The organism is Shewanella sp. POL2 (assembly GCF_000282755.1).
GTDB lineage: Bacteria > Pseudomonadota > Gammaproteobacteria > Enterobacterales > Shewanellaceae > Shewanella > Shewanella xiamenensis.
In genome coordinates this window covers 49,871-56,422 of sequence record NZ_AKZL01000028.1, presented here as the reverse complement: position 1 = coordinate 56,422, position 6,552 = coordinate 49,871, and the positions used below count along the sequence as shown (strand labels likewise).

General features: G+C 45.6%; 6 protein-coding genes. 3 read left to right on the top strand and 3 right to left on the bottom strand.

The window, feature by feature from the left end; genetic code table 11:
* Positions 1-62: 62 nt before the first annotated feature.
* On the bottom strand, positions 63-1,442 hold the full coding sequence (gene cysS, locus SHEWPOL2_RS09640) for a cysteine--tRNA ligase (RefSeq protein WP_037427925.1): 1,380 nt from the start codon (positions 1,440-1,442) through the stop codon (positions 63-65).
* A gap of 140 nt (positions 1,443-1,582) precedes the next feature.
* Here cysS and SHEWPOL2_RS09635 point away from each other — a divergent pair, with 140 nt between their 5' ends.
* Both SHEWPOL2_RS09635 and SHEWPOL2_RS09630 read left to right on the top strand, forming a co-directional pair.
* The gene (locus SHEWPOL2_RS09635) at positions 1,583-2,074 is read left to right on the top strand and encodes a peptidylprolyl isomerase (RefSeq protein WP_011623251.1); all 492 of its coding nucleotides are present in this window, start codon (positions 1,583-1,585) and stop codon (positions 2,072-2,074) included.
* Positions 2,075-2,083: 9 nt separating this feature from the next.
* The gene (locus SHEWPOL2_RS09630) at positions 2,084-2,803 is read left to right on the top strand and encodes a UDP-2,3-diacylglucosamine diphosphatase (RefSeq protein ID WP_037427923.1); all 720 of its coding nucleotides are present in this window, start codon (positions 2,084-2,086) and stop codon (positions 2,801-2,803) included.
* Positions 2,804-2,876: 73 nt separating this feature from the next.
* Here the strand turns inward: SHEWPOL2_RS09630 and SHEWPOL2_RS09625 are convergent, their stop codons facing one another.
* Entirely contained in the window at positions 2,877-3,659 is a 783-nt protein-coding gene (locus SHEWPOL2_RS09625; protein WP_037427922.1) for a tRNA isopentenyl-2-thiomethyl-A-37 hydroxylase MiaE, read from the bottom strand.
* A 280-nt stretch (positions 3,660-3,939) separates the two neighbouring features.
* Between SHEWPOL2_RS09625 and SHEWPOL2_RS09620 the strand changes: the two genes are divergently transcribed.
* On the top strand, positions 3,940-4,536 hold the full coding sequence (locus tag SHEWPOL2_RS09620; RefSeq protein ID WP_037427921.1) for a Yip1 family protein: 597 nt from the start codon (positions 3,940-3,942) through the stop codon (positions 4,534-4,536).
* A 193-nt stretch (positions 4,537-4,729) separates the two neighbouring features.
* On the opposite strand, the gene glnS is transcribed toward SHEWPOL2_RS09620, so the two are convergent.
* A complete protein-coding gene (gene glnS, locus SHEWPOL2_RS09615; RefSeq protein ID WP_037417167.1) occupies positions 4,730-6,400 on the bottom strand; it encodes a glutamine--tRNA ligase in 1,671 nt (556 codons plus the stop codon).
* Positions 6,401-6,552: the final 152 nt, after the last annotated feature.

Sequence of the window (6,552 nt, the reverse complement as noted above, 5' to 3'; positions counted from 1 at the left end):
TGCATAATGCAGGTTTTTTATTGGCTGAAGATTTTTTGATTAAAGACAATAGCTAATTAAGCCTATTTCTTACGCCAAGTGGTGCCACTTGGGCCATCCTCTAAGACCACACCAAGCTCATTTAAACGATTACGCGCCACGTCAGCCGCTGGCCAATCTTTTTCACTGCGAGCGCGGTTACGTTCAACGATCAATGCTTCAATCTCTGCAACCTCATCGTCACTGCCCTCACCTTTAAAGAAGGCCTCGGGAGATTGATGCAATAAGCCCAGCACATCAGCAAGTTGTTTCATTGACACGGCTAATGCAGAAGCCTCTGCCATATCAGTGAGTTTCAGACGGTTGATCTCACGCACCATATCAAACAGCACTGAATAGGCTTCTGGGGTGTTAAAGTCATCGTCCATTGCCGCTTTAAACTTAGCCACAAACTCTTCGGCAGGTGCCGGCGCTACAGTCAGGTCAACATCTTTAATCGCAGTGTATAAACGCTCTAACGCCGCACGCGCCTGCTTGAGGTTTTCTTCAGAGTAGTTGATTTGGCTACGATAATGACCCGATAGCAGGAAGTAACGCACGGTTTCAGCGTCGTAATGGCCTAATACATCACGAATGGTGAAGAAGTTACCCAAGGACTTGGACATCTTTTCGCGGTCAACCATCACCATGCCGGTGTGCATCCAGTAATTCACGTATGGCGTATCATGGGCGCAGCAAGACTGAGCAATTTCGTTCTCATGGTGTGGGAATTGTAAATCTGAACCGCCACCGTGAATATCAAAATGCAGACCTAAGTGCTTGCTGTTCATTGCCGAACATTCGATATGCCAGCCTGGACGACCCGGCCCCCATGGTGATTCCCATGTTGGTTCGCCCGGTTTGGACATTTTCCATAGCACGAAATCCATTGGATTTTGCTTGTTATCGTCAACCTCAACCCGTGCGCCCGCCTGTAATTGCTCCAGATTCTGACCTGATAGGCGACCATACTCAGGGAAAGAAGCCACACTGAACAGCACATCGCCATCAGCTGCCACATAGGCATGCCCGCGAGCGAGTAAACGCTCAACCATATCGATGATTTCGGCAATGTGCAGAGTGGCACGTGGTTCGAAATCGGGACGGATCATATTCAGCGCATCGAAATCCTTGTGCATTTCACCAATCAAGCGATCGGTTAATGTATTGCAGTCTTCTTGGTTTTCGTTAGCACGCTTGATGATTTTGTCATCAATATCGGTGATGTTGCGCTGGAAATTCACTTCATAACCCGCGTAACGCAGGTAGCGAACAATCATATCGAAGGAAACAAAAGTACGCCCATGGCCAATATGACAGAGATCGTAAACGGTCACGCCACATACATACATCCCAACTTTTCCGGGATTAATAGGCTTAAATTCCTGTTTTTGGCGGGTAATACTGTTGTAAATCTTCAACATCGGTATTCTCTTCAAAGATAGATTCAAGTGTAAAATCAAGGGGTCAGTCTACCACGCTGACGAGGGTTTTGAATACTGCACTTTGCGCGCAATCCGAGATAAGTTAGAATCGCGCCACTATTTACTGAGAGTATGAAAACATGATCACATTACACACTAATTTTGGCGACATTAAACTGCAACTGAACGCCGAAAAAGCCCCGCTGACCGTGGCAAACTTTATGAAATATGTTGACGAAGGTTTCTTCGACGGCACCATTTTCCACCGTGTAATTGACGGCTTTATGATCCAAGGCGGTGGTTTTACCGCTGAAATGAGCCAAAAACGTTGCCATGAGCCAGTGAAAAACGAAGCCAACAACGGTTTATCAAACCGTACTGGTACTATCGCGATGGCGCGTACTTCGGACCCACACTCAGCGACGGCTCAGTTTTTCATCAACGTCAACGATAACACCTTTCTCGATTTCAAATCTGAAAGCATGCAAGGTTGGGGTTACTGCGTGTTTGGTGAAGTGGTTGAAGGCATGGACATCGTTGAAAAAATCAAAGCTGTCAGCACTGGTAACCGTGGCATGCACCAAGATGTGCCATTAGAAGCGGTTGTGATTGAAAAAGTAAGTGCGGCCTAATTCCCTAGGATGCGAACCTTATTTATTGGCGATCTGCACTTAAGTGCCGATCGCCTCGATATCACCCAAGCCTTTAATCGTTTTCTCGATACCGAACTTGATGATGTAGATGCTCTCTATATTCTGGGGGATCTCTTTGAGGTATGGGTCGGCGACGATTTAGCCTTGCCCTTTGCCATCGAATTAGCGCGCAAGCTCAAGCAAGTCTCCCAAACCTTGCCCATCTACTTTATTCACGGTAATCGTGACTTTATGTTAGGCAAACAATTTGCCGATGCTGCGGGTATGCAAATGTTGCCCGAAGTCAAATGCTTAGATCTCTATGGTGTTAACACGGTTATTTTGCATGGCGACAGCTTGTGTACCTTAGATAAAGCCTACCAACGCTTTCGCAAATTACGCAGTTTTGCCTTTGCCCGTTGGCTTTATAGCTGTTTGCCGAAGAAAAAACGTCAAGCCATTGCCAATAAAATCCGCAGTAACAGCCAAAGCAGTAATCAGCAAAAAAGCTATGTGATTATGGACGTAGAACCCAGTGCGGTGAATGCGTTATTTGCTCAAACCCACAGCAAACAGATGATCCACGGTCATACCCATAGGCCTGCTATCCATGAATTAAACAATGGCTGCAAACGCATTGTAGTCGGTGATTGGTACGAGCAAGGCAGCGTGTTAGTGGTCAGCGCCGACGGTGTGGAGCTAAAAAGCCTGCCCTTCGACGCCAGCTAAGCACCTATAGCGTCTTCACCATTAACACATCTACCGCTAAGGCCTCATACCTGAATATGGTTGAGGCCGCTATTTATCTTTCCCACTGGGCAACTAAGGGTTGACCACTGTGGAAATGAAACTCCTCATCGGGCGCCATAATCAATTCGGCTTCTCTCTCGCCAAAATAAGCAACTCGCTCGCTGATATCCTCAGTCGATACTAACTGTGCCAGCTTAAGATAATCCTCAAAATGACGCGCCTCTGAGCGCAGCAGTGACACATAAAACTTACTTAACTCTGCATCCAAGTAAGGCGCTAATTTGGCAAAGCGCTCACAGGAGCGCGCCTCAATGTATGCACCCACAATCAACTTATCCCGCAGAATATCCTTCTCATGGGTGGTCACGTGGCTCATCATCCCTTTTGCGTAACGCCCAGCACGAATATTACGATATGGGATTTGCCGTGCGTGCATCAGCTCCAGCACTTGCTCAAAATGATGGAATTCTTCTTTTATCAAACGGATCAGTGGTGGGATCAGATCCTGTGCAAAAGCAAAATGTTGATTCGGCTGTAGATTGGCTACCAACTCATTCTTTTTGACATCACGAGCCAAAAACTGCTCGATATTGCGATCCTTATGATAAACAAATTCCTCATAGGGTTTCGCCCATGCCAATAGCGATTGTCCGCTGTCTTTATCCAAGGCATATCGCCTCAATAAGAACATCGCAGTCTGCGCCGCTTTTAGCTCACAATTACAATGGTCAATTAAGAGTTCATCTAACGAGGCAGAGGCTCTTGCTACATCAATCCAAGTTTGCGGCGTCTCACAACGAAGAAACGCATGAACAGGTGCCAGTAATTGCTGCATGGGATCACTCAAAAATCTTAAAGAAAATATCGCCATATTTTACGCGTAATTATCAACAAGCTATAGCTTTAGACACCAGTAAACTTGACTAGCTGAACTTTTTGTTCAATAAATAATCTACACTTTAAGAACTGAGATCCTGATCACGGCACATCTCAATTCAAAGAGTAGGCAATCGGGAGTTAAAGGGATTGTGGAGCATTAACCCTGATTGCAGAGCTGTTATCAGCTCGTCTGACGTTTGGCGAGCCAACATCAATGCTGAACAAGGATAATTATAATGATACTGAATCACTTAATGGGGTTATACACTCATCCAAAGCAAGAGTGGCATGCGATTGAACAAAACCATGAAGCACTCAAAAGCAGCTTAAGTCACGTTCTTCTCATCGCACTCATTCCCGCTGTCTGTAGCTTTATTGCAACAGCTTACATTGGCTGGAATCCAGGAGCTGGTGATCCTATTTATCTCACGCCGCAAAGTGCGATGTTTATGTCCGTAGGTATGTATTTTGGCCTAATTGCAGGCGTCTTTGCCCTCGCCTATTTAGCCTTTTGGATGGCAAAAACCTTCGATGCTCAGCCAACTTTCACCCAAGCATTAGAACTCGCGTCCTACACCGCAACACCGCTGTTTATGGTTGGTTTGGCGGCACTCTACCCAGTACTCTGGTTTATTATGATTGTTGGGCTGATTGGCTTAGCCTACTCGGTTTATCTGCTATATGCAGGTGTGCCCATTATTATGAATATCCCTGAAGAGAAAGGCTTTATTTACGCCAGTTCTATGGTCACAGCAGGTTTAGTGCTCTTGGTTGGATTAATGGCCACCAGTGTTATCCTCTGGAGCATTGGCTTTGGTCCTATGTACCAATAAGGGATTAATCCGCACTCAGGTGCAAACGACTTGAAATACTGATAGTGACAAATAGATAGTGGCAAATAGACGTGTTGAAAACGAAAAGTTGTAAAACAGAAAAGGCCCTTAGCTTGAAAACACTAAGGGCCTTTTTATTCTTTACTGCTGTTGACAGTTAGTCGCGACAGAGATTATCGCGGCCAACAACTTGCTATTCAAACGAGTCCCGCAGTGCAACTGTTAGGTTAAACACTAAATGCTCGGCTGAAGAGTCTTTATTGTCAGCACAGAAATAACCTTCACGCTCAAACTGATAAGCTTTTTCCGCTGGCGCATTCGCAAGGCTTGCTTCAACTAAACCATTAACCACTTCAAGTGAGTTAGGGTTAAGCACTTCATCCACTGTCTCGGCAGCAGCAGGATTTGGATCAGTGAACAAGCGTTGGTATAAACGGAACTCAGCAGGTTTAGCCGTAGTCGCTTCAACCCAATGGATTACGCCTTTCACCTTGCGACCATCGGCAGGGTTTTTACCTAAAGTATCGGCATCGTAGCTACAGTAGACGGTAGTGATATTACCTTCACTGTCTTTGTCACAACGTTCGGCTTTAATCACATAGGCGTTACGCAGGCGCACTTCTTTGCCCATGACTAGACGTTTGTACTGCTTATTGGCTTCTTCTCTGAAGTCAGCCACATCGATATACAGTTCGCGGCCAAAGGCGAGTTCGCGCGTCCCCATGCTTTCATCGCTTGGGTGAGAAGCCGCTTGAATCGTCTCGATTTGACCTTCTGGGTAGTTCTCAATCACCACTTTTAATGGGCGCAGTACGGCCATCGCACGTGGGGCATGTTCGTTTAGCTCTTCACGGATGCAGGCATCGAGCATCGCCGCTTCAATCATGTTTTCTTGCTTAGTGATACCAATACGTTGGCAAAACTCGCGGATAGACGCTGGGGTATAACCACGACGGCGTAGACCTGCAATTGTTGGCATACGGGGATCATCCCAGCCAGTTACTAACTTGCGTGTCACTAAGTCATTTAATTTACGCTTAGACATCAGCGTATATTCAAGATTTAAGCGTGAAAACTCATATTGACGAGTACGATTTGGCGCTTGGAAATCATCTAAATTATCGAGAACCCAGTCATACAGACGACGGTTGTCTTGGAACTCAAGTGTACATAATGAGTGAGTAATGTGCTCGAGCGCATCGGAAATACAGTGAGTAAAATCGTACATTGGATAAATGCACCACTTATCACCCGTTTGGTGATGGTGAGCAAAACGAATACGGTAAATCACCGGATCGCGCATACACATGAAAGGCGATGCCATATCAATCTTAGCGCGCAGCGCACATTCGCCCTCTTTGAATTCACCTAGACGCATTTTTTCAAATAAGCGCAGGTTTTCTTCCACAGGAGTATCGCGATAAGGGCTATTTTTACCAGGCTCTTTTAACGTGCCACGGTATTCACGGGTTTCATCAGCATTGAGAAAACACACATAGGCTAAGCCTTTATTGATTAACTCAACGGCATATTGATGTAATTGGTCGAAATAGTTAGAGGAATAACGCACCTCACCATCCCACTGGAATCCCAACCAACGCACATCCGCCTGAATAGAATTGACATAATCGATGTCTTCTTTTTCAGGGTTGGTATCATCAAATCGTAAGTTACAGAGACCTTGGTAATCGCGGGCGATGCCAAAGTTCAAACAGATGGACTTAGCATGACCTATATGTAAATAACCATTTGGCTCGGGTGGAAAACGCGTCTGCACACTCGTGTGCTTACCGCTTTTCAGATCCTCATCAATGATATTACGAATAAAGTTACTCGGACGTACTTCAGTGTCCACATGACTCATGGAATTCCTCTTTGCGAACAATGGCAATTTTAACAAAACCAGCATGATCCTACAGATCTCGGCCAGTTACAATGCCCAGTATTAAAAACTAAGGGTTATGCCGTGGATAGTAAAACAATAAAAGCAGCCGTGAAAGCTGCTTTTATCTTTGT

Excerpts from the sequence above, each read along its gene's own strand:
- glnS (WP_037417167.1), bottom strand. The coding sequence starts at position 6,400 with ATGAGTCATGTGGACACTGAAGTACGTCCGAGTAACTTTATTCGTAAT.
- SHEWPOL2_RS09635 (WP_011623251.1), top strand. The coding sequence starts at position 1,583 with ATGATCACATTACACACTAATTTTGGCGACATTAAACTGCAACTGAAC.
- cysS (WP_037427925.1), bottom strand. The coding sequence starts at position 1,442 with ATGTTGAAGATTTACAACAGTATTACCCGCCAAAAACAGGAATTTAAG.
- SHEWPOL2_RS09630 (WP_037427923.1), top strand. The coding sequence starts at position 2,084 with ATGCGAACCTTATTTATTGGCGATCTGCACTTAAGTGCCGATCGCCTC.
- SHEWPOL2_RS09620 (WP_037427921.1), top strand. The coding sequence starts at position 3,940 with ATGATACTGAATCACTTAATGGGGTTATACACTCATCCAAAGCAAGAG.
- SHEWPOL2_RS09625 (WP_037427922.1), bottom strand. The coding sequence starts at position 3,659 with ATGCAGCAATTACTGGCACCTGTTCATGCGTTTCTTCGTTGTGAGACG.